The organism is Lacipirellulaceae bacterium, from assembly GCA_040218535.1.
Lineage (GTDB): Bacteria > Planctomycetota > Planctomycetia > Pirellulales > Lacipirellulaceae > Adhaeretor.
This window is the reverse complement of the sequence record JAVJRG010000008.1, coordinates 207268-231218: the sequence shown is the minus strand read 5'-3', so window position 1 is coordinate 231218 and position 23951 is coordinate 207268. Positions and strand designations below refer to the sequence as shown.

Here is a 23951-nt window from a genome sequence, read left to right as displayed (position 1 = left end):
GGCAGTCATCTCTGTGAAATCCGTGTCATCAGTGGCCCAATAGAAAGTGTCTCTCTTCAAATGTTTTTGACTTCTATCCGGCTTTCTTGATGGCTTCGTAAAGTTCGGGGTACTTCTGGTCCGTGTCGCCGACTTGTTTTTTCAACTCATCAAGCTGTTTCTTTAGCTGGACGAGCGTCTCTGCATACGCAGGATCGGCGACGACGTTGTTCATTTCCTGCGGGTCTTTTTTCAGATCGTAGAGTTCCCAGTAGGGTTCGATGACCTCGTCCAAAGCACCTTTTGAGTCTAAGGCTAAACCATAAAAGATGATCAGCTTGTGATCCTTCGTGCGGATCGCGTAATGCGCCGGATTGTCGTGATGCGTCATATTCATCCAATAACGATAGTAGGTCGCCTTCGGCCAATCTTCTGGTGAGTTACCCTCCAAGTTGGCGACAAAACTACGGCCTTCGAATCCGCTGGGCATTTCGGTGGCTCCGGCCAGTTCGAGCAGCGTGGGGGCGAAGTCGACATTGTTGATCATCTCTTCATTCACCGTGCCTGCCGCAAAACGCTTTGGGTAACGAATCACAAAGGGCATCCTCAGGCACTCATCGTAAGCCCAGCGTTTATCGATGTAATCGTGCTCGCCAAGCATGAAGCCTTGGTCTGCGGTGTAGATGATAATCGTGTTGTCGAGTTCGCCCGTCTCTTCAAGATAGGCGAGCAGCCGACCGATGTTGTCATCCACTCCCTTCACACAACGCAGGTATTTCTTGAGGTAACGTTGATAGCTTTCGCGGGTGTAGTTTGGCTCCGGCATATCGGCAGGAACGTGCATGTGATGGCCCATGTTTCGACGCGAATTTCTTGAAGAAACCGACGTCCCATACTGCGGTCGGCCCAGTGGGCCATGGTTGCCACGCTCCCATAAGCTTAACGGCTCAGGGATTTCGACGCCTTCGTGCAGCCAGTCGTAACGCTCCGCATTGGCGAAGTTGTCGTGCGGCGCTTTGAAGTGGTGCATCAGGAAGAAGGGTTTGCCGGTTCTTTGCTTCTGCCTTCGCTTGAGCCACTTCAGCGATTGGTCCGTGATGATGTCAGAGGAGTGAACGTCGTCATAGCTGCGTGGAGTGAAGGTATTCTGCGGCCACGGTTTTTTACCGGGGTAGCGGAACTCGGGGTTGAAGTACGAACCCTGACCATCTTGTACGCAGTAGTAGTCAAAGGCTGCCGGCTCTGCCTTAAGGTGCCACTTACCGATGATGGCCGTCTCGTAGCCAGCCTTTTTCATTTCATGTGCGAGGGTCTGGCGGGCTGGTTCTAGGGCATAGTTCAGCGTCTTCACGCCATTGGTATGGCTATACTGCCCTGTCATGATCGTCGCGCGGCTTGGCACGCAGATCGAGTTGGTGCAGAAGCAGTTTCGTAGCAAAACGCCTTCTTTGGCGAGGCGATCAATGTTGGGTGTCGGGTCGAGCTGCGACAGCCGGCCACCGTAGGCACCGATGGCGTGGGCGGCGTGATCGTCTGACATGATGTAGAGGATGTTGGGCCGCTCGGTGTCGCTCGCGGCGAAGCCGACAAGCGGTTGGAGAAGTTGTGCCAGCAGAACGAATGGTAGGAGGGCGCAGAATCGAGTCATATGAGTTCCTGGAAACGAGAGTCCGTAACGGGAATAAGGCCCATTCTAGTAACACGGGCTGGGAAATGGTAATCGGTCAGAATTAGAGCTTTGCGGGCAGAAAATGGAGAGCTTGACGCAAATCGCCGCCCATTGCCGGAAAAACACGCATCCGTTAATGTATGAGATTCGCCGCATCAGCCAGCGTAGCTTCAATTGGCAGAGCACTGCATTCGTAATGCAGGGGTTGCGGGTTCGACTCCCGCCGCTGGCTCTTGCCGTTGATGCTGTCATTGTCGTTTTGAGTGCCGATATCTGAGTTCTGCCCGGAGCCTAAGAGATTCATTATGTCGCAAGTTCTTGATCTTGATATTAAGCAAATTGTTGTCTCACCGAGTACATTCGGCCCGAACGAAATCAAGCAAATCGCCGCGGCGATGAGTGCTGATTATGCGAACTTCCGCACTCTCCGCGAGGCAACCGCCGAGCTCCGCGATCAGGAAACCCGCACCCCAGCAGCCTCGGCCCGCCTTGGCGTCTGCGAATATCTCGTCGGTCGTTATAGCAACGCGATCGAAACGCTCACCAACGCCGATGGCGGCGCTTTGACGCATTTCTATCTCGGAAGAGCCCATTTGGCTCTCGACCAGTACGATCAGGCACTCACCGCCTATGAATCGGCTGAGCGAGCCGGCTACAACAAGGACGATGTCGCTCTCGCGAAAGCGGAAGCCCTCCGTTATCTTGGGCGAAACGAAGAAGCACTGAAGACGCTCGACGATCTTTCGGGAGCGGTCGAGCAAACGGCTGAATACCTCTACCAGCGTTCGGCAACTGTTTCTGCCTTGGGCGGTAACCCGACTGAAGCGATTGCCCTACTGGAGCGTGCCGTGGAGTCGGACGACAGCCACGCTGGCGCTCTCTTTGGCTTGGCACTGGTGAACGATCGTCACGGCAATGACGACTACGCTCGTCAGCTTTACGAGAAAGCCTCCGGCCAATTCCCGACCCACATCGGCACTCTGCTGAATCTCGGCTTGCTTTACGAAGACAACGGCCAGTTCGAACGTGCGAAGCAGTGCTACCAGCGCATCCTTGACGTGCATCCGGCCCACGAACGTGCCCGCTTGTACTTTAAAGATTCCGACGCTTCGAAGGACATGCTGTACGACGAGGAAGCTCGCCGCCGCCAAGATCGCTTGGCCCAGGTGCTAAGCGTTCCCGTGACCGACTTCGAACTGTCGGTCCGCAGCCGTAATTGCCTGGAAAAGATGGGCATCATGACCCTCGGCGACCTGACCGAAACGAGCGAGCAAGATTTGCTCTCCAGTAAGAACTTCGGCGAGACGTCGCTCGTGGAAATTCGCGAGATGCTCAACTCGAAAGGCTTGGAGCTCGGCCAATTCGCTCAAACCAAGTGGCAAGAAGAGCCCGCCTATCAAAACGACGCCCTCAGCGACGACGAGCGGGCCCTGCTTGATCGCCCAATCGCCGAGCTGAACCTCTCTGTCCGTGCTCGCAAGTGCATGGTCCGACTCGGTTTGACCACCATCGGCGAACTCGTCCGTCGCACCGGCGACGACCTGCTGGAATGCAAGAACTTCGGCGTGACGAGCCTCAATGAGGTCCGCGAGAAGCTAACCATCGCCGGGCTGAAGCTGCGGGGCGAGTAGTCATCTGCTCGTGCAGCCGCTCTCAATTGCACCTAGCCGCGTCCTAACAGGTCGCCGGAGCCTAACGGTACGCAATCCATCGAGCCAACTCCCGGCGACCTGTTAGGTCGCGGCTCGCCTGAAGTCGTCGCGGCTACTGGAGTTTCGGATGTCATCTTTCCAGTTCGACCTTCTGCATACCGACCGCGACGCTCGACGTGGGACGCTGCACACGCCGCATGGCACGGTTCAGACTCCCGCTTTCATGCCCGTGGGCACGCAAGGCACGGTTAAGGGTGTCGATATCGGTCGCGTTGCTGAAACCGGCGCGCAGATGGTTCTAGCGAATACTTACCATTTGCATCTTCGCCCGGGTGACGAAGTGGTCGCACAGTTGGGCGACCTACACGGATTCATGCAGTGGTCAGGGCCGATCCTCACCGACAGTGGTGGGTTTCAAGTCTTTAGTTTGGCGGATCGCTCGAAAGTTGATGAAAACGGAGTCACGTTTCAGTCGCACATTGACGGCTCAAAGATCGAGCTCACGCCCGAGCGCTCAATGTCGATTCAAGAGAATCTGGGCGCAGACCTAATCATGGCGTTCGATCATGTGATCGCACTGCCGAACACTCCCGAAGCCGTTGCCGACGCCACTTGGCGGAGTGTCCGCTGGGCGGAACGTTGTCAGAGGGCTCATTCACGCGAAGACCAAATGTTGTTGGGCATTGTCCAGGGAGGGCTCGACCATCAGCTTCGTCGCGAGTGTGCCGAGGCGATGGTGGCTCTCGACTTCCCGAGCTACGCCGTGGGCGGTTTGAGCGTCGGTGAACCGCCCCCTGAGATGTATGCCGCGATTCAAGCGACCACGCCTCACCTGCCGACCGATCGTATTCGCTACCTGATGGGTGTCGGCAAGCCCGAGGACCTCCTGGAGGCCGTGAAGCGCGGGATCGACTTGTTCGACTGCGTGATGCCCACCCGCAATGGGCGCAACGCGCTCGTCTTCACCGACGAGGGGCCACGGCGACTGAAGAACGCCAAGTACGCGTTGGAGCAGGAACCTATCGAAAAGCATTGCCCCTGCCCTGCTTGCCGCCATAGCCGTGGGTACCTTCGGCACCTATTTCAAGCGAATGAGATGCTCGGCCCGGTGCTGGCTTCGATTCACAACCTCACCTACTACCAACGCCTCCTGGCCGAAGCCCGCGAAGCGATTGTCGCCGACGCTTTTGAGGAGTTTCACGCGAGGAAAGTGGCTGGCTGGGCCAAAGATTGAGCCCTTCAAGAGACGCTTACTCCCCTAGCCGCGGAGCTACGCCTCCGCCGGGAATTTGCTAGAGAGGTATGCGACGCGTACTCCAGTTCTCCGCGCGAGGCGTAGCTCGCGGGCTAGGGGTAGTCGAGACTGCCTACTGCCCCCTGCCGACTGCCCACTAACGCCCTGCAAACGCCCTTGTTGCTTACGGCGCTAGGATTTATGATGACCCGCTTGGTTCCAGCGAACCATTTTTCGCCTAGCTAGTGAGGTAGCTCTCTGGCCGGGCTGAGGCTCCCGATAAGTAGCACAGGCAGATAAGAAACCCAACTATCAAAGAAACACTGGCAAAGAAACACAGGCGTGGCAGTTCTTCAGTATTTAACCGGCGATTTTCTCTCCAGCGGATTGGTGGCTCAAGGCTTCTGGCTGTTGGCGGAAACCGAAGGCAAGAAGCCCGCGGCTGACCCCGGCGGCTTTGCCGGGCTGCCGTTCACGACGCTGCTGCCGATCATCCTGCTTCTGTTCTACTTCATGGTGCTCAGACCGCAGCAAAAGGCACAGAACGAGACCCGCGACCAAATTGCAAATCTGAAAACCAAGGACCGCGTGATCACGATCGGCGGCATCCACGGGACGGTCACGAACATCCAGAAAGAACAGCAGATCGTCACGATTCAAATCGACGAAGCCACCGGCGCGAAGATGCGGATCGGCACGAGTGCCATCAAAGAGATTGTCACCGACGAGACGAAGGCGGATAAGAAGTAGCGAAACAATACGGTCAGTCCGCGACTCACCGCGGCACCCATTTTTACAGGTTGATTGAAGCAATGGTTACAAGACTTTTCTCTTCACACTCACTCATGCAGGCTTTCTTGATCGTCGGACTAGCGATTGTATTGCCGCTTGCTTACACGACGCCGTCAGTCGGTCAGGAACTCTCCGGCAGCGAGACCGAAGTCGAGCAGGAGGCTGAAGAGAAGCCTGTTGACGAGGCGGATCGGAAGATCATCTCGACGGACCCCTCGGACGTGGCCGCCAACGCGGCTGAGCAAGGGCTCGGCCCCGGGATCATCACGCTGGGTGTTGTCATCGCCCTGTTCGTTGTACCAACCATGATTGGTAACTGGCTGGCCAAGAAGTGGCGGATGACCGATCACGGCTGGAAGATCTCGCTCGCTTTGGGAACGATTGCTGCCGCGGCGGTGGTGTATCAAACCGGTGAGGTGAAGCTCGGCCCTGACCTGAGCGGCGGTATTACGCTGATTTACGAGCTTGCTGAAGATCAAGCCGAAGGCGACGGCGGAGAAGAAAGTGCCGCAGAAGAAGAGGAAAACGCTGAAGTCAATATGGACAACATGATCGCCGCGCTGATTGAACGCGTCGATCCCAGCGGCACCAAGGAAGTAACTATCCGCAAATACGGTCGCGGTCAGGTTGAAATCATCATTCCATCAGCGACACAACAAGAGTTGGCACAGATCAAACGCAATATCTCAACAGCCGGCCTCTTGAAATTTCGTATCACCGCCTCCAACGCGTTTAGCAACCACCGTCCCAAGATCAAAGCTGCCCTGGCCTTGCCACCGGGGGAGCGAATCTTGAAGTTTGACGGCGAACCGGTCGCCCGCTGGGTTGCATTCCGCGAGGACAGCCCAATCGGTCGCGACACGGAAGGAACTTATGTGAAGCGGAAGGTCGGCGACAAAGAGCAGGTACTTATTCTACTTCCGCTTGATGATGGCCTTGATGTGACTGGTAAAGATGTCAGCGCAGCCCGCGTGGGCGTCGATCAATCAAACCAGCCCAACGTGCAGTTCACCATGAACACGCTGGGGGCTTACAAGTTTGGCCAGCTCACGGGCAGGCATTTGCCGCAAGCTTCCGGGGCGAAGTACAACCTGGGCATTTTGATTGACGACGTGCTAAAATCGGCCCCCTCGATTAACGGTCGCATTAGCAGCAACGGTGAAATCTCCGGAGTTGGCACCGAAGAAGAGGCCAAGTTCATCGCTGGCATTATCAACGCTGGTAGTCTGCCTGCCCGATTGAACGAAGATCCGATTAGCGAAGAGCGCATCAGTCCTACATTGGGAGCTGAAACCATCCGTAAAGGGAAGCTAGCGATTGGCGTTTCCTTGGCAGCGGTCGTGGTCTTTATGTTGCTTTACTATCGCTTTGCTGGTTTCGTTGCCTGTCTCGCGTTGGGAGTGAACCTGCTGCTGATCCTCGGCACAATGGTGCTCATCAAAGGTGCGTTCACACTGCCGGGTCTTGCCGGTTTGGTACTGACGGTTGGTATGTCGGTTGACGCGAATGTGCTGATCTTTGAACGCATCCGCGAAGAGTTAGGACGCGGTGCCGCATTGAGAATGGCTATCCGCAACGGCTTCGCGCGGGCGACGCAAACGATCGTGGACGCCAACATCACGACGCTGATCACAGCAATCGTGATTTATAAGTTTGCTCCTGATAGTGTGAAGGGCTTCGGCGTAACACTCATCTTGGGCATCATCATGAGTATGTACACGGCGATCTTCCTTTCGCGACTCGTGTTCGACATCGCCGAGAAGCTCAAGTACCTCAAGGGCCTCAGCATGGGCCGCATCTTGGGCGAGACGGCCATCGATTTCCTCGGCAAGCGAGGCATTGCTGCGGTCTTTTCCGCGATTGTAATCGGCATCGGAATCTTCGGCATCTCTGGCCGCGGAACTGACTTGCTGAATATCGACTTTACTGGCGGTACTTCCGTCACGATGGTTCTCGACAAGCCAATGGAGTTCTCCGAAGTCAAAGCACTGCTCGATGAAACTGAGTTAAAAGACAAAAACATGTCGCTAGTGAGTGTGGGCGAGGGCAACACTCAATACCGAGTCACGTCCGTCGCCGAAGAAGTTGGGAAGGTGCAGGAGATCATCAAAGAAACCATCGGAGACAACCTTCGTAAATACAATGTTGACTTCGACGAGGTCACTCCTCTAGGTGACGACCAAGCCTCCACAGAGGCAGCACAAGCTGATAGTAACGTTAGCATGGCGAGCCTGCTTCGCACGCTGCCCGTTGCTCCGCTGATGCTTCAAGTCGAAGAGACTGCAGAAGAAACGGCAGAAGAGACTAGCGAAGCGGAAGAAGCTGAAACGACGAGCGAGCCCGCTGAAGAAGAGGCCAGCGAAGAAACCTCGACTAATGAAAACAGCAGTGAAGAATCCGCTGAAGAAGCGGAGGAGACAGCCGAGTCTGGTTTCACAAGCGAAGGAAACCCTTTCGAAAACGGCACCTCAGCGGTTCTCACTTTCAGCGGCAACGACGATGAGAGTGGCGTCAGCTACGACTCGTTGATGCTTCGGGTTAACGAAGCTCTCGAGGCAACCGGGCACCAGGGAACTGCTGTTGCCGTGAGCAACGATGAGTACCTGCAAAACACCAGCACATCACGTGGTTTCGCCACTTGGGAGATTAAACTAGCACTTCCCGAAGCAGAGGCTCGCGAGGTACTTACCGAGCTACAAGCCAAGACCAACGCAGAGCCGGTCTTCCCGTTGGCCAATAAAATCGGTGGCCGTGTTGCGGGTCGCATGAGCAAAGATGCCATCGCTGCGATCGTGATCAGCCTACTGGGCATCATCGGCTACATTTGGTTCCGCTTTCAAAGGGTGATTTACGGCTTGGCCGCTGTTGTGGCACTTGTACACGACGTGGCGGTGACTTTGGGCGTGATTGCTTTGACGGGGTACCTCGTCAACGGTGCCCCGGGGATCGCCAGTGCTCTGCTGATTGATAAGTTCCAGATCAGCCTGCCAATCGTAGCGGCCTTCCTAACGATTATCGGTTACTCGCTCAACGATACGATCGTCGTGTTCGATCGTATTCGCGAGGTGAAAGGAAAGAGCCCGACGCTTACGCGAGAGATGATCAATGAGAGTATCAACCAAACTCTCTCGCGTACCTTGCTGACGTCGCTGACTACCTTGCTGACAGTGCTGATTCTGTACTTCTTGGGAGGAGACGGAATCCACGGGTTTGCCTTTGCCTTGGTGATTGGCGTACTCGTGGGTACTTACAGCTCGATCTTCATTGCTTCGCCAGCGCTGCTCTGGATGAGCCAACGGGCCGAAGCCGCTGCGGCAGCGAACCGTAACGCCTAGGCAGTACGGCCCAGCCTGATTCCGCAAAGTTTGCGCAACCAGTGCGAACTCATGCATGCTCGTCTTTGTTGAGGTGCCGGTCTGACCTAATTTCAGGTCTTAGCTGGCACGTTGCCGATCTCTAAGAGTGATAATGCACCGTTCTTTGCTGCGTGCATCGTTCTCTCCGTTGGCAACTTCATGATCTCTCGGCGCCGAAAAATCACGACAGCAGCAATCGTCCTGTCGTTGGGACTCCTCATCGCTTGGCCATTCCGTCGTAGCGGCGAGGTGCAGCCAGCTACAAAAGTCGCCCCGGTGTCGGCTGTTTCGCAGCCAGCCCTTGCATCGTCGACGCGCACAAGTCAACTACCCGGTCCAATCGCCTTGGAGCCTGTCCAGGAAAGTCGGCCAGAGAGTTTGCACCAGACAAGGCCCTCAGAGGGACTGCCGAGCACGCTCGCTTCAGCGCTTGTGAAGAGTGAGCCCTCTCCAGTCGCTGCAACGATTCCTCCGCTCGCAGTGGCACCGCCAGTCACTGAACCGAGTACCCAGGAAGTACGGGCAGCCAGAAGCTTGATGCAAGGCAATGCTCAACTGTTTGCCGATGGAAAGCGGCCAATTTACTCGACAGCCATGCTGCCGACCTCAGTCGAGCCTCAAGTGTCCAAAGATGCGAAGTCGCCCGATGAGGCCGAATCGGAGCCAGCAGCTACCGATCTACGAATCCACGTCGTTCACAACGGCGACACGCTCGAACGGCTTGCTCGACGTTATTTGGATGATGAGCGACGCGCCCTGGAGATCTTCGACTTGAATCGAGAAACACTCACAAACCCCCACTTACTGCCGATTGGTGTGGAGATTGTGATTCCTGCGAAGCCAATTGCGAAGTAAAAGCTTTTGCCCGGGGTGCTTAAGCACCCCGGCCAGGGAGCCAACAAGCTCACTTGATCTTACGATTGATCCAAGGGTAATCCTGCTTCACGAGTCGTTGCTCGATGAAGTAATCAATATAAGGTTGCAGCTTGAATTGCTGCTTCGTTATCAGTTCGCTGCCCTTGAGTTTTGTCTTCAAGTTATCAATGAAATAGAGGCTTTTCTTCTCAGGCTGATCACGGGCGGGATCGGGGTGGAACTTTTCTAGATTCTTGTAGATGGTTTTTGCGTCTTTGGCTGACTTCTTGTCCTCGCTCCCGAAGGCGATGAAATAGGAAACTCGCTCACGCACTCCCGGCTGACGGATCGCATTCTTGAGGGGCAATCCGCGGAAGCTCCATTGCGGTGAAATCAGAACCAACGCTTTCACATCCTGTCCCTGTTTGACGCGGGCCAGCGGAGGCATACTCCAATCACGAGCCGCCCACAGGGTTGCGACGTTTGCTCCCATACCCGCTCCCACAACACACAGCTTGTTCAAGTTGAGTCGTCGTGCGTTGTTCTCTTTCACGAGAAAGTTGCGGACCGCTTCCATATCTTGCAGGACCATCGCCGCGTAGTCGTTCTGCCGAAACTTACTCGCATCAAGTTCGATCGTATCACCGCGTCGTCCAACGGCAGTGCGGCTTTCGCCATGACCGCGGAGGTCGACCGTCAGAACCGCTCGGGCGTCTCGCTTCTGTCCTGTAGGGGCCGTTGGGCTTTGCAGCATCAGAGCGAACTCCTCGAATACCGCTCGCGACTCTTTTTCATCGTGGATCACCACAACCGGAACCGCCTGTTCGCCCACGGAACTCGGATAGTAGGTCGCTTTGATTTGGACCCCATCTTTCGTGCTCAGAGATAAGCTTTCCGGTTCAGCGCTGCTTTGGGCATTTGCTGAGATCGGAACCAACGCTGCAACGAATGAGCAGAGTGAAATGAAGAGAATGAAACGGAGAGTTCTATGCATACCCAATCCTTACTAAGTAGCGCGAATGTGTATTGAGGGAACCGCGAACGAGCTTGTTTGCGGAGATTAGTTGCTCACTTTCATTATACTGCGCGAGAAATCGGAGAAGAAATCGTCCCGAGGATCGAATCACTTCTGGTGGACTTGGTAGGCGAACTTTGCGGATTAAGCAGGAATTCAGCCGATTCCTTAGGCCCGAAGGGCTTGTTTGCTTGTCCTATCGCCACGCTTGGCACAAAATAGAGCAGGAACGGGGATACTCCTACTCAGGCCGCACAAAGCTCGTCGACTCTGTACGACGTGCGAATAGGGCGTGCCTGTCAGAGAAAGATTAGGCATGGCTACGCTTGAGAGCTTTAATTCCGCTGAAGAGTCCGAATGCGGAGAGCCTTTGCCGCCGCTGCTGGATCGTGATTCCGCAGCGTGGATCACCAGCTTTGGCATGCATCTCTTGCTTTTGGCGTTGCTCGCCATCGCGACGCTCGCCTTGCCGAGTTCGCGCAAGGAGCTCGATCTGACTTACGAACAGGTCGAACTGATCGAAGAAGAAATCCTCACCGAGGAATTTCTGTCTGCCGACGAGCCAATGGAAGAAATGGGAGCTCTGAGTCAAGGCGGCGAAGCGTCCGCGTTGGCGGCGGCTCCTGAGTTTGCTGAGGAATCGTTGGTCGTCATCGAAGCGGATACGATTGCCGACCTGGGTGAACTCCCTGCTATTGAGCTGGAGCAGGTCGTTCTGCAAGGGCCTGAGGTTTCGCTTAGCACCCCAACGCAGGGTGTTGGGAGCGTGGGTGCCACCGGAGCTCAAGGAGCGATCGACCGCATTACGCATGAGATTCTTATTTCCTTAGAGCAAGCTCCGACGCTGGTGGTTTGGCTGTTCGATGAGTCGGGCAGTTTGAAGAAAGAACGAGAACGCATCTCCAAACGATTCGAACGCATCTACGATGAACTTGGAGTGGTCGAAGCTTCCAAGAACCCAGCGTTCCGCAAACACAAGGATAAGCCGCTGCTGACTGCCGTCGTCGGATTTGGTTCCCAGCCCAAGCTTATTACGCCAAAGCCAACCGACCAGTTAGAAGAGATTCAAGCCGCGGTGAAGGCCGTGCGGGAAGACCCGAATGATCCCAAGAAGGGTCAAGAGAATGTTTTCACCGCCGTAGCGATGGCGGCTGAGAAGTTCCGACCTTATCGCACGGCCAGTCGCGGTAGCCGCAATGTGTTGTTTGTTGTGTTCACCGACGAAGCCGGGAACGACGTCAACCAGCTCGACGCCACAGTAAACGCCTGCCAACGCGCTTCGATCCCCGTTTACGTCGTCGGCCGCCCTGCCCCGTTTGGCCGCAAGACTGCCTACGTGAAGTATGTTGATCCTGACCCGAACTACGACCAGCGTCCGCAATGGGTCCCCGTCTCGCTGGGCCCCGAGTCCCTCCTGCCCGAGCGGTTGAAGCTCAACTTCGTGGGGCGTGGCGATGACGATGATCTGGTCGATTCCGGCTTCGGTCCGTACGCCCTCACCCGGCTCTGCTACGACACTGGCGGGCTGTACTTTGCTGCTCATCCGAACCGGAAGGTCGGTCGGCGGATTCGTCGAGGTGAAATCGATAACCTTTCCGCGGAGCTGACGGCTTTTTTCGATCCCGATGCGATGCGCCGCTACCAGCCAGACTACGTTCCGGTCCAGGAATACATGCAACTGGTGCGAAACAACCGTGCGAAGCTGGCCCTGGTCGAAGCGGCTCAAATGTCGTGGACTTCGCCGATGGAAAACGTGCAGTTGCGGTTCCCCAAACGTGATGAAGCTTCACTGGCTGAGTTGCTCTCCCGTGCCCAACGAAACGCCGCGCTACTCCAGCCGAAGATCGATCGCCTCTGCCAGCGGTTGCTACTAGGAGAAACCGATCGAAAGAAAGTCCGCGAACCACGCTGGCAGGCGGGCTACGACTTGGCCGTCGGCAGGGCTCTAGCAGTCCAAGTCCGCACGGCAGGATACAACATGATGCTCGCCGAGGCGAAACAGGGCATGAAGTTCAAGGGCGAGCGGAACAACGTCTGGAACCTACGGGCCGGCAACGACTACGCGAGTAGCCGCTTAGAGAAAACCGCCGAGCAGGCGATTGAGTATCTCCAACGCGTGCAAGAAGACCACCCCGGCACGCCTTGGGCCATGTTTGCCAAGGAAGAACTCAAGACGCCGCTAGGCTGGGAGTGGAGAGAGTCTTACACGCCGATGCAGGAGCGTAACCAAAACAACGGCAACGTGAACCCACGACCACGCATGCGGCCACAGATGCCGCAACGGCCACCGCGGAGAGATCCTCCCCCGTTGTAGAGCTTGCTAATACGAGAGCTTCACATGAGCAAGAACGATCCGAGCAAGCCGACCGAAACTGTTGGATGGTGGGCGCTAGCCATCATCGTGTTCGGGATTCTACGGGGCTGCTTACTCACCAATTGAGAATCAATCAAAGGTGAGCCTTGCGGTGACCATGAATCCTCCTCACTCACGAAATCGTTGGTTGCGGCATCTCCTGTTGTATTCGTTGCTTGCTGTCTCTTTCGCAACGTTTTTTTGGTATTTGATCGATTACCAAACCGAACAGTCGAATCTAGCATACGAAAAGCGAAAAGCTGAGCGACGACTAGAACAATTCGAAGCTATTAAGAAAGGCGAGCAGCAAGCGCACATTTTTGACATCTTGCTACTCCCGATGCTCGCCGAGGATTCAGACTGCGCAAGCAACATTCTTGAGGTCCACTTCGATATGGTCGAGATTACCTCAGATAGTTCCGAAGCTATTTCAAGCTTTGAGAATCTTAAGATTCTCGGATTCTATGACTGCAGAGGTGCCGATTATATTATGGCGAACGCTCGCGATTTGCCGATCGAATCTCTCTATTTCAGGATGGCACGACTATCGGAAGAATCTCTACGCAGCTTGTCGGAATTCCCGAACCTAAAGAGCGTTCGGTTTGAGCATGTCATGAAACCGCATGAGATCGCAATCGCACAATCTCTGCGGCCAGGCATTGAAGTCGAGATCCCCTGGCCTGCTGAGGATGAACCCAAGCCCTAAATCCCGGCGCTGACGCTTTGGCCTGTACGCTACTTGTTCGCCACCGCGTCCAACGCGAACGTCGCGTTGGGGTTGTGGTCGTAGAAGTGCTCAGCAATCAGGTTCGACAACACTTCGATGTACTGCTTCTGGAAGTGTTGGACCGGTTTGTCGGCGGCGGGGATGCCGCTGTTTTTGGGGAAGAGAACCTGCCCCAAGGGTTGCTCGAACATGAGCTTGCCGCGGTTTTTCATGTCGTAGACGGAAATTTTCAACTCGGCGTCGCCCTGGTAGAGCGTTTTGCCTTTGAAGAGCTCGAAGCTATCAAGCTCGACATAAACAACCCGGGTGGCCTTCACGCTGCGACCCAAGTCTTTGAAATTCTCCCAGTCCTGCTCATCGATCCAGTTGTCGACTTCTTGCTGACTGACCATATCGATGCCGTCGACGTTGATTTCCAGCAAGTTACTCACACGCGAGCCCAACGCTCGGGCAGCGCCGGCGTGACGGTATTCGTTGGATGCCGGGGGGCGTACGAGGACGACGACCCGCTCGCCTTCCAATTCGTCGCAAGACGCGTCAACGACATTGCCGCCTTGGAAGATATACATGCCAGTCGCGACCAACGAATGCAAACATCCGGTCGAGGCGATGCATGCCGTGCTGATAATCACCGACAGGATGAGTGCCGTTCTCGGAGAGCGAGTCATTTCCTTATTCCTCGTTCGCAAAATTCTATCTGGGTAAGTCAGAGGAACACTCTTCTGAGCCAATCAAGGACCGTCACCGTCAAAATGGCCGTAGCGACGATGACGGTTGGTTTGAGGCTCGGTCGCCATAGGAGCCAACGTCCCACGATGGCAGAAAGTGCCAGCCAGGGAGCGACTACAAGTGCGACGACGCAGAGTAAGGTTCCTCCAAGATTTGATTGGATTGCTGGTAGTATCTGTCCCGCAAGAGCATGTGCCCAAGCTGTGGTCATGCCGCACGAGGGGCAAGTGATTCCTGTTCGCTGATGAATCCAACACGGCGACAAGCCAAGTTGCTCGTGGGTGCCAAAACCACGAGGGTCTGGCGCGAGCCGACTGGCCATCACTAGCAGTGCAGCGAGAAGCAAGGCTAAGGCAAATAACGCTAAGCGTAGGCGCCCGGGAAGCCGATCTTCTCCCTCCGACTTGGTAGGCTTGTCACCCATAAGGACTCATAGGCCACGGACGTTAGGAAATAGCGAAGCGTACTGCAAGAGCAGTGTCAGAACGCCTAGCCCGCGAGCTAGAATACCTACTTCTGCCCACTGCGATAGCAGAGACGCTCGATAGAGGTCGCTTTCCCCGTTTGGGGATCAATCTCGACGATAGTCCCGTTGAGCCGCACGTCCTTTGAGGCGACTTCAAATTGGGTCGGGTTGGAGGTCAGAGTAGTTTCCATGACGCGGTCGATGCGTCGTCCCAAAATGCTTTCATGGGGGCCCGTCATGCCGACGTCGCATTGGAAAGCGGTCCCCTCAGGAAGCAAGCATTCGTCGGCGGTTGGGACGTGGGTGTGTGTGCCAAGGACAGCTGAAACACGACCATCGAGGTAACGGCCCATCGTTTGGGCTTCGCTGGTTGCCTCGACGTGGAAATCAACGAAGCGAACCCGCACGTCGGTCGGCATTTCCGTCAACACCCGATCAGCCGCCCGCCACGGGTTGTCCATCGGCTTCATGAACAACTGCCCGAGCAGGCAACAAATCCCCACGATCGTACCATCGGCCGCCGTGACCGTCGTCCACTGTCTGCCGACCGCCTCCGCGGGAAGATTCGCTGGCCGCACGATGTTCTCTTCCCGTTGAAGCACTGTGTAGATTTCCTTCCGCCTATAGACGTGATCTCCCAGCGTAATGGCATCGACCCCGGCCTTGACCAGCTCTTTGTAGATCGCCGGAGTCAGGCCCGATCCGCCGGCGGCGTTCTCCGCATTAGCGATCACCAGGTCGAGTTGATGCTCCTCGCGCAGCTTACCAACCGCCTCAATGACGATTTCCCGCCCGGGCTTGCCGACGATGTCACCGATGAAGAGTAATCGCATGAGGGGGCCTAGCAATGTTGCAAAACGTACCGCAAAGAATATCAGTGGGCCGTCTCGGTGACGCGCGTTTCGCGAATGAGGGTCACCTTGATCTCACCGGGATACGTGAGTTGCTCCTCAAACGCTTTCGCGATATCGCGGCAGATCTTCGCGGCGGACTCGTCAGTGGTGTCCTTGGCGCTGGCGATGACGCGTACCTCGCGGCCCGCTTGGATGGCGAAGGCTTGACGAACGCCGCTGAAGTTCGTGGCGATTGTTTCCAATTCTTGCATTCGCTTGATGTAGCGATCGAGCGTCTCGCGACGGGCTCCGGGCCGCGACGCGCTGCAAGCGTCGGCCGCCGCACACAGTACGGTGTATGGCATATCGGGGCGAATGTCGTCGTGATGGCCCAGTGCTGCGTGAACAACTTCCGGCCCCTCGCCGAAGCGTTTCAGGAGGTCAGCACCAATCTTCGGATGGCCGCCTTCCAAGTCGTGATCGGCCGCTTTGCCAATGTCGTGTAGCAAGCCGGCACGGCGGGCTAATTCACCATCCATCCCCATTTCTTCAGCAAGCATGCCTGTGATGAACGACACCTCAATGGAGTGGCGCAACACGTTTTGGCTGTAACTCGTTCGGTACTTGAGCCGTCCCAATAGTTCGATTACTCGGTCGTGCAGGCCGAAGACTTGTGCCTCTTGCATTGCCTCCTCGCCATGTTTGCGAATCTCGCCGTCAATTTCCTTCTCCGTCTCGGCTACCAGCTCTTCGATACGCGTTGGGTGAATCCGACCGTCAGCAATCAGTTTGTTCAGCGAGATGCGAGCAATCTCGCGTCGCACGGGATCGAAGGCACTCACAATCACCACGCCGGGTGTATCGTCAATGATCACATCGACACCAGTCGCTTTTTCGAGCGCTCGAATGTTGCGCCCTTCGCGACCGATGATACGGCCCTTCATATCGTCGTTGGGAATATCGACCGTACTGGTCGTTGATTCTGCCGTGTGGGCCGCGGCAAAGCGTTGGATGGAGGTAATCAGCAATTCCCTACCAACTGCCTGGCACTTCTCAGCCGCCTGCTTTTCGTACTTGAGGATCATTGCGCCTTGCTCACGAACAAGCTCTTTTTCAAGCCGTTCGAGCAACTTCGCCTCGGCTTCTTCCGCATTGAGGCCGCTCAATTGGTGCATCGTTTGGCGTTCGAGATCGAGCAGGTCGTTGAGCTCCTTCTGGCGTTGGTCGGCGTCTTCGATTTTCTCGGAGAGCCGTCGCTGGTTGGCTTCGACCATTTTTTCTTGCTTCTGCATCTGTTCCTGGCGGTGAGCAAGGCCGTCTTCTTGCTTATCGAGCTTTCGCTCGCGGTCGTGCAGGCCACGACGAATCTCCTCATTTTCTTTTTCGAGATTAGCCTTTTCCTGCAAGGCCATCTCTCGAGCTTCGACGGCTGCTTCCTTACGTCGAGCAGCAGCTTCGACCTCAGCCCGCCCGATGATGTCCGCTGCTTCCTTGTCCGCATCGCGTTTCCGCAGGTAATCGAGGCCCTTGATCAGCCCCATGCCCATACCGGCCGCGACAAGGGCAACTAGTGCCACTTGAAACCCTTCAATCGCTGCAAGTGGTGGTGACGACAGAATCAGTGAGAGTAATTGATTATTCATGCTTCGGACCCTTTCCGAGAATATCTATCAATAGCGTTATCGCATCGACAGACAGGTGCAGAAACCCAAGACTGGGTATCGACCTTGGCAATCACGCAAGAGGGCGTGAGCTTGTGGAGGGAGAAACTAAAATTGACTTGGTAACGCTAGCGGAACCGCCAACACTGTTCTGTCGAATCGCCGAACCGAACTTGTCGAATGGCAATTCCCAGTGAAGAACTCAGTGATGTCACTGGGCCCGGAGAGTCCCAGGCCAGTAACCACTTCTTTTGAAATCCGTCGGAGCGACATCGGCCCGCCAGAATCGATTGGCTAGGCCCCGAGTCGATCGACCCAGAGCGAATCGATCCCGAAGAAACGCGTGGCTCAGTCCACTGGTCGCACAGACCTTGAACCAAGTTTGCGAGTCGTTCAATCCGCGGCTCCGCGGTTGTGGCGAAACTGTTTGAAATATTCTGAGCGATGGACTCGACACGCAAGCTAAGCCACGACACGAAGCGTGTCAGTAAACCGAGCAAAAGTGTGAAGAGTAGCATCATCTCGTCCGTCGCAAACGCCACAAGAAAAAGTGAAGGATCCTACCGTCAACAAATCAATAAAGATTCTTTTCATCCACAACGCTCTGCCAAACCGCGCGAAAGCATGTTTTGCCTGAGATGCGTCGTTTGTTTGCGTTCAAATCGCTGAGCAAGTACGAAGCGACATGAAACACGTTTCACCAAGGCCACAAGTGCCCTCTGTGAAGCTGCAGGCATGATAGCAAAAACTGTGTAAACTACAAGCGCAGCAACACTTTACGAAAAATCTGCCCACCTGCCTCCAAGCATATCCTTCACAACTGGCTGATACCCGATGAAATCGCCAAGGCATACGGTCGAAGCCAGCATTGAGGAAAGCTGGCCACTGAGCGATTGGAGGTCCGTTAACGTGGTCGTTGCCGTGTCCGGGGGTGCCGATAGTATGGCACTGTTGCGGGCGATTTGGACTCTTAAAGACCAATGCGGAGGGCCCGGCATCGTCACTGCCGTCCACGTCAATCATCAGCTAAGAGGCCCGCAATCGGATGAGGATGAAGGATGGCTCGCAGAGCAGTGTCAGCAGTTGGGCGTGAGGTTCGTCGCTCGGCGAGTAGCTGTGGTAGTGAAGGCTGCGGAGGATGGCGATGGGATTGAGAGTGCTGCGCGTGACCTTCGGTACGACGTACTGACCGAGGAGGCTCACACCCTGGGCGCCCGCTTCTTGGCGACAGCCCACCATCGCGACGATCAGGTGGAAACCATCCTATTTAGGCTGCTGCGGGGAACTGGCCTCCGAGGTCTGCGCGGGATGAGCCGAGCGAGACCGCTCTCACCGAGCGTAACGCTCATGAGGCCTATGCTTAATTGTACTCGCGAGGAAATCCTTGATTATCTCGCTTCGATCGACCAACCTTTTCGTGAAGATGCAAGCAACGCGGACAACGCGTTCTCTCGCAATCGGCTGCGGAACGATTTGTTGCCGTTGTTGCGTGAAGAATTCAACCAGGGCATTGACGACGCTTTGATGAGGCTCTCAAGGCAAGCTGGCGAAACATACGAATTGGTCGAACAGCAGGCACGCAAGCTCTATGAAAAGTGCCGTCTTAAAGACGGCGAAGATCAGCGACACGGTTTCACCTTGAGTGTGAGTTCACTTCTGGATCGTTCCGACACCCTTGTTATCGAAGTGCTGCGGCTAGCGTGGAGAGAAATAGGCTTCCCAGAGCAAGGCATGACGGATGCGACCTGGAGATTGCTAGCAGAACTCTGTCAATGTGTACACGATGACAAGAAGCATTCTCTCCCCGCAAACCTGCTAGCACAATGCGATGGGCGGGAACTGCGAGTTTATAAGGCCAAGCAGTAGCCAATAGCCCATGTTGAACGCGGTGCAAGCACCGCGGCTCAATGCGGAACCGTATTGCTAGCCTCAAGGCCTCTTTCTAGTATCTGGCAGGACTGTGCGCGCGGGATGCGCGCTGACGTAGAAGCTGCAAGGAAGCTGCCATCCTCACTCGTTTCGTTAACTCCTGCTGGTCCGTTTTCAAGTTCGGCTTGCTTGCCGTGATCTTGGTGGTGGCCGTTATTGGCGTGTACTACTACACGCACATGGGGGACGAGATCCGTCAGCGAACTGAAGTGGCACTCGCAGAGAAGTTTCCGCACCTGCAGGTGAGCGTCGGAGGAGCCCGGCTAATCGAAGGGCATGGGATTGCGATCTACGATCTGCAATTCGACGAAGCGGCAAGTTCCAAATCGCATAGCCATCTGCTGTCCGTGGATGAACTGCTGCTGGAATGCGATGCGAGTCTGACCAAATTGGTCCAAGGAGTGCCCGAAGTACGGCGGGTTGTTGTGCGTCGTCCGCGGTGTTCGGTGAGACGTGACCCCAGCGGGCGGCTGAATCTGGAAGACTTCTTGCCGCTACCGCAAACGCAACTGCGCCGTCCGCCGATCATCATCGAAAGCGGTATTCTCACCTACACGGATTTAGCAAAGAGCAAACTGCCGCCGCTTGTGGTGCGGGATGTGAATTTAGCGATTGCCGGGTCAAGCAAGGAAAGCCCCGCAAGCGATCAGCGAGTGGCGGTCAACGGAACGCTCTCTGGCTCGCAACTAAGAAAAGCCAGGCTACGCGCTTCCTTCGATCCGGCCACCGGCGCGTACCGCGGCGAATTGGGGATCGATTCGTTCTCCTTCGACGATGACCTCCAAGAATGGTTAAATCATCACCTGACGCACTCGCCACACGGACGTTCTCTAGCCGGCCTAAAACTCGGCTATCAAATGACGGGCTACGTGCAAGTCTCCGGCGACTTGAAGACTGCTCCGCAAGCTGCGGCCAAGTTACAGATTGCCGGCGGACGCGCGGAGCATCCTCGCCTTCCACGACCACTCACGAATCTGCGCTGCCAAGTTGAACTTGTCGACAATCAGCTCGCCATCAAAGATTTTCACGCCCAATGCGGTCCCGCTGCCGTTGCCGGAGCAGCCCGCCGTAATGGACTGTCCTCAGCGGCTCCGACAACACTGGCCGCCCGTGTAGTCCAACTGCCACTTGATAAGTCGCTGCGTAAATCTCTGCCAGAGTTGCTGCAAGTTCAGTGGGCTAAGTTCCAACCCGAGGGCGTCGTTGACCTCACACTGCAGGCGAGCTTCGACGGTCGAACATGGAGTCCCAACGCGACTCTTTCGGGTACCGAACTCTCTTTCACATCAGATAAATTTCCTTATCGGCTGCATGACGGGTATGGCTCGATCGTGGTCGTCCCCCGAAAGGGTCTCGATCCTTTGCGACTCGACCTCGACCTTACTGGTTACGGCGGCGGACAACCGATTCGAATTAAAGGTCAGGTTTTCGATCCGAAGCCTGAAGCGCGTGGATGGGCAACCATCACCGGGAAGCAGGTTGAGATCGAAAAGAAAATGCTGGCGGCTTTACCACCCAAGCCTCGTGAAGTCATCGAGTCGCTTCATCCCAACGGGAAGATCGACTTCAACTGGCGAATAGATCGCCATCAGGATGGTGCGAAGCCGCGAACGACACTCGATATGAGCCTCGTTGACCTAGCAGTGAACTACGATCGATTCCCCTACCCACTGCGGGGGATCAACGGCAAGGTTTATGCGGAAGACGACCGTTGGACTTTCCGTGACTTGGTTTCCAAAGGGCGTCGGCAGATTCGTTGCCAAGGTTATTTACAGCCTGCCACTGTCGGATCGGTTCTCGCACTACGGTTCACCGGCGAACAGGTTCCGTTGGACGATAACCTCTTCGAAGCCTTCGACGAGCATGTCCAGCAGGCCTGGACAGAGTTGCGACCTCGAGGGCACGTTGATTTCACCGCCGACGTGGACTATCGCACCGGGCAAGGCAAACCGCGGATTCGGGCAGACATTCGCCCACGACCAGAGACGGCATCGCTGCGGCCACGGTTTTTCGACTACTTGATGGAAGACGTCTCCGGGCTGATCACTTATGACGAAGGGGCGATCACTCTCGATCAAGTCCGCGGGCGGCACGTGCGGACACAGATCCTAACCAATGGCAACGGTTTCTTTTCTCCCACAGGTGCTTGGCAGATGCAGTTGGTGGGGCTTACGGTCGATCGGATCGCCGTAGGACGTGATTTACTAACGGCTCTGCCGCCGAAGTTGAGCAAGTTGATCGATTCGCTCAAACCGACCGGAAGTTTTCGCATCGACAAAGGGATTCTTTCCTTCCGAAAAGACGCTTCTCCGATGGCTCCAGTCGTCGCCGACTGGGACTTCCAACTCAATTGCCAGCAGACCGACCTGCAATGCGGCATCGACTTGCACAACCTGCACGGCACGGTTCGATTGGTTGGTGAGTCCGATGGGCAGCGGAATTATTCCCGTGGCGATCTTGACCTCGACACAGTCATGTTTGAGGGCGTTCAATTCACCAACGTCAAAGGACCGATGTGGGCGGATGACAACCAGTGCCTCCTTGGTAGAAAGGCATCCGCCCAGTCGGGTAGGCCGCCCCAACCGTTGACAGCCACTGCTTACGATGGCCGCATCGCCGCTAACGCCAAGGTAACTTACTACGGCTTACCTCGTTACGAAGCAGAAGCGAGCCTCGTGGGCGTTGACCTTTCACGTTTGGTTGTCGAGCGTTTTGGTAGTACCGAACAGATGAGTGGCAAGATCGATGCGGATGTCGAAATCACCGGGGCAGGACGTTCGCTCCACGCACTGACCGGCAAGGGAGATATTCATCTTCGTGAGGCAGACATTTACGAGTCGCCGGTTTTGCTGCGTCTCTTGAAAACCCTACGCAACGGCAGGCTCAGTAAAAGCGCCTTTAGCGAGGGAGATATTCGCTTCCGACTTGATGGGCAGCATATTTATTTAGATCAGCTCGATTTCCTGGGGGACGTAGTCAACTTGAAGGGGAAAGGCTACACGAATTTCGATCATGAGTTGAAGCTGGTTTTCCACGCGGAAGTCGGACCAACCGACTATCAGATTCCGGTGATCAAAAACCTAGTGAAAAGGACAAATCAGCAGATCTTGCAGTTGTATGTTGATGGCACGTTTAGCGACCCCATCGTTCAGAAGCAGCCGTTCCCAGGGATTAGCCAACTGCTCAACCAAATCCAAAGCGACTTCGAGGCAGCACCTGCGAACCGTCCGCAGTTAGCACCACGAACAGCAACGGGGCAAGTTCGACGCAATTGACAACTAGCGAACGCTGAGCGAGCTCGGCGGCGAAACGATAGACAGAAAGATTTCAATTTTTTGACCGTGAATGGCATTGGAGAAACTTGCCATGAACATCGCCAGCAATGTTTCCGTCAACGCGAGCGCGGCTGGGGCACCGCTGTCGCAGAAAGCGGGAGCGACTGAACGCACCAAACAAGATACGAGTGCGCAGCAGCGCACTGAGCAAACCGATCTCAAAGCAGAGGAAGCCTCCGGGATCGGCACCACCGAAGAAGACCAAGAAACGAGTGAACGCGACGCCGACGGTCGCCGCCTCTGGGAAGCCGGACCCGATGCAAATGAAGAAGCCACCGAGTCAATTGAAACGAAATCGCCCAAGCTGGCGAAAGACCCAACAGGAGAGATGGGAAACTCGCTCGATCTCACCGGCTAATTGAAGAACTACTGAGAACAATGAAGAAGAAAACGCGACAAGAGGACAAACCGAAACTGGCCATCCGCGCAGGAGGCCTGCTCGCCTCGTGGGGCATTCGAGCTTGGATGCGGACGCTCGACTATCGGGCCGTCTTTCAGGATCCGTTGGTCGATGCGCACCATCCGGCTGATCGCCCGCGAATTTATGTTCTATGGCACGAGTACCTGCTCACGCCACTTTACTTGCGCGGGAACTGTAACCTCTCGATGCTGTTGAGCAAACATCGCGATGCTGACATTCTCGATCAAGTTGGCCGGCGGCTCGGCTTTCAATGCGTGCGGGGTTCGACCTACAACGGAGCGACGAGCGCCTTACGCGAAATGTCGCGTCGTGGTCGGAGTATGCACCTGACGATCACGCCCGATGGCCCCCGCGGACCGCGACGTGAACTCGCCCAAGGGGCGGTGTTCCTCGCTTCGCGGATGCAGATGCCGATTGTGGCGCTCGGCTTCGGTTACGATCGACCGTGGCGGGCGAAGAGCTGGGATCAGTTCGCGATTCCCAAACCGTTCTCACGCGTGCGTGCAATGGTGAGCCCCGAGATACACATTCCCGCAGGTCTGAGTCGTGAGGAACTCGAAGACCAACGTGTAAGCGTCGAGCAGACACTTAATCGGCTGACCTCAGAAGCCGAAGACTGGGCTGCGAGCGGTGGGAGTCGCGAGGGTGAAGTGAAGGCGAAACGTCAGGGTTTGCCACCAGAGAACGCGTTGAACAAGCAATCGGTGCTAGCCGACGAGCTTGCTCGTCGCGGCCTTGACCCGTGTGGAGAAACGAAATCCCCGGGGGAACGTGCTGCGTGATTCGGAGCGTCACAGGGAGGCTAACTCCGTGCCTAGCAAGCTCAACGGCTAATCTTCTCTTGACAATAGAGGCTTCCGGTTAAGCCTAGACCGCTAGTTCGGTTACGTGTAACAGAGCAGAAAAGAGTTATTTGAAACGCCGGGGCGGCCTACAAAGCCACCC

The 23951-nt window shown here is 55.8% G+C and carries 18 protein-coding genes and 1 tRNA gene; 12 read left to right on the top strand and 7 right to left on the bottom strand.

All coding sequences use genetic code 11. The features are described 5' to 3' along the window. Nucleotides 1–73 precede the first annotated feature (73 nt). Nucleotides 74–1627 carry a sulfatase gene (locus RIB44_10375; GenBank protein ID MEQ8616987.1) on the bottom strand — a complete coding sequence of 518 codons (1554 nt, stop codon included), beginning with the start codon at nucleotides 1625–1627 and terminating at the stop codon, nucleotides 74–76. Between the two features lie 179 nt (nucleotides 1628–1806). On the opposite strand from RIB44_10375, the gene RIB44_10370 reads away from it, so the two are divergent. The 6 genes from RIB44_10370 to RIB44_10345 all read left to right on the top strand — a co-directional run bounded on the left by RIB44_10370 (nucleotide 1807) and on the right by RIB44_10345 (nucleotide 9537). Next, nucleotides 1807–1880: transfer RNA gene (locus tag RIB44_10370), tRNA-Thr, on the top strand. Between the two features lie 73 nt (nucleotides 1881–1953). Further along, nucleotides 1954–3279: a DNA-directed RNA polymerase subunit alpha C-terminal domain-containing protein gene (locus tag RIB44_10365; GenBank protein MEQ8616986.1), complete on the top strand. Its 1326-nt coding sequence runs from the start codon at nucleotides 1954–1956 to the stop codon at nucleotides 3277–3279. A 148-nt stretch (nucleotides 3280–3427) separates the two neighbouring features. Further along, nucleotides 3428–4534 (top strand): tRNA guanosine(34) transglycosylase Tgt, encoded by a 1107-nt coding sequence (gene tgt / locus RIB44_10360; GenBank protein MEQ8616985.1) that lies wholly within the window; start codon nucleotides 3428–3430, stop codon nucleotides 4532–4534. Between the two features lie 342 nt (nucleotides 4535–4876). Beyond that, on the top strand, nucleotides 4877–5284 hold the full coding sequence (yajC, locus tag RIB44_10355) for a preprotein translocase subunit YajC (GenBank protein ID MEQ8616984.1): 408 nt from the start codon (nucleotides 4877–4879) through the stop codon (nucleotides 5282–5284). Nucleotides 5285–5379: 95 nt separating this feature from the next. Beyond that, nucleotides 5380–8661, top strand: a complete 3282-nt coding sequence (gene secD / locus RIB44_10350) for a protein translocase subunit SecD (GenBank protein ID MEQ8616983.1) — start codon at nucleotides 5380–5382, stop codon at nucleotides 8659–8661. A 180-nt stretch (nucleotides 8662–8841) separates the two neighbouring features. Next, nucleotides 8842–9537, top strand: a complete 696-nt coding sequence (locus RIB44_10345) for a LysM peptidoglycan-binding domain-containing protein (protein MEQ8616982.1) — start codon at nucleotides 8842–8844, stop codon at nucleotides 9535–9537. Between the two features lie 49 nt (nucleotides 9538–9586). On the opposite strand, the gene RIB44_10340 is transcribed toward RIB44_10345, so the two are convergent. Further along, nucleotides 9587–10531, bottom strand: a complete 945-nt coding sequence (locus tag RIB44_10340; GenBank protein ID MEQ8616981.1) for an alpha/beta fold hydrolase — start codon at nucleotides 10529–10531, stop codon at nucleotides 9587–9589. Nucleotides 10532–10868: 337 nt separating this feature from the next. Between RIB44_10340 and RIB44_10335 the strand changes: the two genes are divergently transcribed. Then, nucleotides 10869–12866, top strand: a complete 1998-nt coding sequence (locus tag RIB44_10335) for a vWA domain-containing protein (GenBank protein ID MEQ8616980.1) — start codon at nucleotides 10869–10871, stop codon at nucleotides 12864–12866. A 157-nt stretch (nucleotides 12867–13023) separates the two neighbouring features. Then, complete coding sequence (locus RIB44_10330; GenBank protein MEQ8616979.1) at nucleotides 13024–13611, top strand: hypothetical protein; 588 nt, start codon at nucleotides 13024–13026, stop codon at nucleotides 13609–13611. Nucleotides 13612–13640: 29 nt separating this feature from the next. On the opposite strand, the gene RIB44_10325 is transcribed toward RIB44_10330, so the two are convergent. The 5 genes from RIB44_10325 to RIB44_10305 all read right to left on the bottom strand — a co-directional run bounded on the left by RIB44_10325 (nucleotide 13641) and on the right by RIB44_10305 (nucleotide 17839). Next, complete coding sequence (locus RIB44_10325; GenBank protein ID MEQ8616978.1) at nucleotides 13641–14300, bottom strand: hypothetical protein; 660 nt, start codon at nucleotides 14298–14300, stop codon at nucleotides 13641–13643. Between the two features lie 38 nt (nucleotides 14301–14338). Next, a complete protein-coding gene (locus tag RIB44_10320; GenBank protein MEQ8616977.1) occupies nucleotides 14339–14785 on the bottom strand; it encodes a DUF2752 domain-containing protein in 447 nt (148 codons plus the stop codon). A gap of 86 nt (nucleotides 14786–14871) precedes the next feature. Continuing rightward, entirely contained in the window at nucleotides 14872–15660 is a 789-nt protein-coding gene (locus RIB44_10315) for a TIGR00282 family metallophosphoesterase (GenBank protein ID MEQ8616976.1), read from the bottom strand. A gap of 41 nt (nucleotides 15661–15701) precedes the next feature. Further along, on the bottom strand, nucleotides 15702–17303 hold the full coding sequence (gene rny / locus RIB44_10310; protein MEQ8616975.1) for a ribonuclease Y: 1602 nt from the start codon (nucleotides 17301–17303) through the stop codon (nucleotides 15702–15704). Nucleotides 17304–17449: 146 nt separating this feature from the next. Continuing rightward, nucleotides 17450–17839 carry a hypothetical protein gene (locus RIB44_10305; protein ID MEQ8616974.1) on the bottom strand — a complete coding sequence of 130 codons (390 nt, stop codon included), beginning with the start codon at nucleotides 17837–17839 and terminating at the stop codon, nucleotides 17450–17452. 316 nt (nucleotides 17840–18155) lie between these two features. Between RIB44_10305 and tilS the strand changes: the two genes are divergently transcribed. The 4 genes from tilS to RIB44_10285 all read left to right on the top strand — a co-directional run bounded on the left by tilS (nucleotide 18156) and on the right by RIB44_10285 (nucleotide 23788). Beyond that, nucleotides 18156–19187: a tRNA lysidine(34) synthetase TilS gene (gene tilS, locus RIB44_10300; protein ID MEQ8616973.1), complete on the top strand. Its 1032-nt coding sequence runs from the start codon at nucleotides 18156–18158 to the stop codon at nucleotides 19185–19187. A 197-nt stretch (nucleotides 19188–19384) separates the two neighbouring features. Then, nucleotides 19385–22525 (top strand): AsmA-like C-terminal region-containing protein, encoded by a 3141-nt coding sequence (locus tag RIB44_10295; protein ID MEQ8616972.1) that lies wholly within the window; start codon nucleotides 19385–19387, stop codon nucleotides 22523–22525. 91 nt (nucleotides 22526–22616) lie between these two features. Next, nucleotides 22617–22943 carry a hypothetical protein gene (locus RIB44_10290; protein MEQ8616971.1) on the top strand — a complete coding sequence of 109 codons (327 nt, stop codon included), beginning with the start codon at nucleotides 22617–22619 and terminating at the stop codon, nucleotides 22941–22943. A 20-nt stretch (nucleotides 22944–22963) separates the two neighbouring features. Next, entirely contained in the window at nucleotides 22964–23788 is an 825-nt protein-coding gene (locus RIB44_10285) for a lysophospholipid acyltransferase family protein (protein MEQ8616970.1), read from the top strand. The last annotated feature ends 163 nt before the right edge of the window (nucleotides 23789–23951 follow it).